2 protein-coding genes are annotated in these 2,226 nt (G+C 62.2%); both read right to left on the bottom strand.

The window, feature by feature from the left end:
- On the bottom strand, positions 1-1,799 hold a 1,799-nt coding region (locus tag GX108_07385; GenBank protein ID NLO56854.1), incomplete at its 3' end, for a S9 family peptidase.
- A 4-nt stretch (positions 1,800-1,803) separates the two neighbouring features.
- Positions 1,804-2,217 carry a YjbQ family protein gene (locus tag GX108_07380; GenBank protein NLO56853.1) on the bottom strand — a complete coding sequence of 138 codons (414 nt, stop codon included), beginning with the start codon at positions 2,215-2,217 and terminating at the stop codon, positions 1,804-1,806.
- Positions 2,218-2,226 lie beyond the last annotated feature (9 nt).

The following is a 2,226-nucleotide window of genomic DNA, read 5'->3' as shown; positions in this document are numbered from 1 at the left end:
TCCTTCACCATGTATTCCACGTCCACGCCCCGTTTCCGCATCGCCTCCACGATCTGGTCCGATTCGGCCTTTTTCACCCTGGGGTCGTTGGCTCCCTGGGCGACGAAGAGGGGGGCCCTGATCCTGTCGGCATGGAAGACCGGCGAGGCAGCCACCAGGAGGTCCTTGTCCTTTTCGGGGTCGCCGACCTGCTCGTACATCATTTTACGGCCCAGTTCCCAGTAGGGCGGCATCGTCTCGAAGAGGGTGAAGATGTTGGACACACCCACGTAGTCCACGCCGCAGGCGTAAAGCTCGGGGGTGAAGGCCAACCCCGCCAGGACCGCGTAGCCTCCGTAGGATCCACCGTAGATGCCGATCCTCTTCGGGTCGGCTATGCCCTGCTCGATGAGCCACTTGACACCGTCGGTGATGTCATCCTGCATCGCCCTCCCCCACTGTTTGAAACTGGCTTCCCAGAAGGCCCGCCCGTACCCGGTGGAGCCGCGGAAGTTCATCTGGAGCACCGCCAGGCCCAGGCTGGCCAGGAATTGGACCTCGCTGTCGTAGCCCCAGCTGTCCCGCGCCCAGGGGCCGCCGTGGGGGTGGATCACCACGGGGAGGTTCCTGCCGTCGCTGTTGACCGGCAGGGTCAGGTACCCGTGGATGGTGAGCCCGTCCCTGGCGGTGTATTGCACCGGTTTCATGGGGGCTAGTTCGTCCTCCGGAAGCCAGGGGCTGAGTTCGGCCAGTTTGTGGAACTCCCCGGTCGCCCTGTCGTAAAAGTAATAGGCTCCCTGGGTTCGGTCGCCCCCGGCATGCAGGAGGACCTTGTCCTCGTCTTTGCTCATGGAGGTCACGGCCACCTCCCTGCCGGGGAGGCGGGACTCCAGCTCTTCCTGGAGGTCGCCCCGCTCCTTGTCGAAGAAGTGATACCGGGCCCGGTCGGTGACGTACCCCACCCCGGTGATGACCTTCCGCTTCTTCGACTGCAGGAGGGCATAGACGTCCACCTCGGGGTGTTCGAAGATCAGTTCCTCGTTGGCCGCCTTCTCGGGATCGAAGACATAGATGGCCGATTTGTCCCTGCCGAGGTTGGAGGAGACGTAGAGTTTTTTATCGTCGAAGGTGAAAAAGAGCGGGCCGACGCTCTCCCTGAAGTCGGTGGTGAGAAGGGTTCTGAGCTCGTCTTCCTCCCGGTCGCGGTACAGGAGGGACTGGTTCACCCCGTCGGTCCTCAGGGCAACCCGTAGTTTTCCCTGGTGGTCGGTCACCCACCCTTCGATGTCCCCCGGGTTTTCCTCGACGAGGGCCAGTTCCCCGGAGGCGATGTTCAGCCGGAAGACGTCAAAGACCCTCGGGTCCCTGCGGTTCATCCCGATGAGGACCTCATCGTCGATCTCCTCCAGGGGGTCCACTATGGTCACCCTAACGCCCTCGAAGGGCGTGAGGTCCTTCGTTCCGGAACCGCCGGCGTCGACGGCGTAGAGGTGGTAATTCTCATCCCCGCCCGAGTCCTGCAGGTAGAGGATGCGGTCATTACCCGACCAGAAGTAGGTCAGGATGTCCCTCTCCGTCGCCGCGGTGACCCGCGTGGCCGTCTCTTCGCCGATCTTCTGGACGAAGATGTTCAACCGCCGTTCCCAGGAGGCCCGCCAGGAGATCCGGGCCCCGTCGGGGGAGATCCGGAAGCCGCTTTTTTCCGGGTTCCTGAAGAAATCCTCCATCGGAATGAGGCCTCCCTCGCCGGCGAAGGATGGCCGGGAAAGAAGAAAAACAGCCAGCAGGATCGTCGTCACGAAAACGGTCAGTTTGATCATTCGCTCATACCCCCATGATCTTGACCACCACGCGCTTCCTGCGGCGGCCGTCGAATTCCGCGTAAAAACACTGCTCCCAGGGCCCCAGGTCCAGTTCGCCGCCCGTCACGGGCAGTATCGCCTGGTGATGCACCAGGATGCGCTTGAGGTGGGCGTCGGCGTTGTCCTCGCCCGTGCGGTGGTGGGCGTAGGATGGGTCCTCGGGGGCTGTCTTCTCCAGCCACTCGAGGATGTCCTGGTGGAGCCCCGATTCGTTGTCGTTCACGATGATGCCGGAAGTGATATGCATAGCCGACACCAACATCATCCCGTCGGTCACGCCGCTCCTTCCCAGGATGGCTTCAAGGTCCGGCGTAATCCGTACCAGTTCTTTCCTTTTCCTCGTCTCAAACCACAAGTACTCGGTGTAGGTTTTCATTGAACATCC

It is taken from the genome of Thermovirga sp., assembly GCA_012523215.1.
Taxonomy (GTDB): domain Bacteria; phylum Synergistota; class Synergistia; order Synergistales; family Thermovirgaceae; genus 58-81.
The sequence above is the reverse complement of the archived record's forward strand: the minus strand, read 5'-3'. Positions and strand labels throughout refer to the sequence as shown.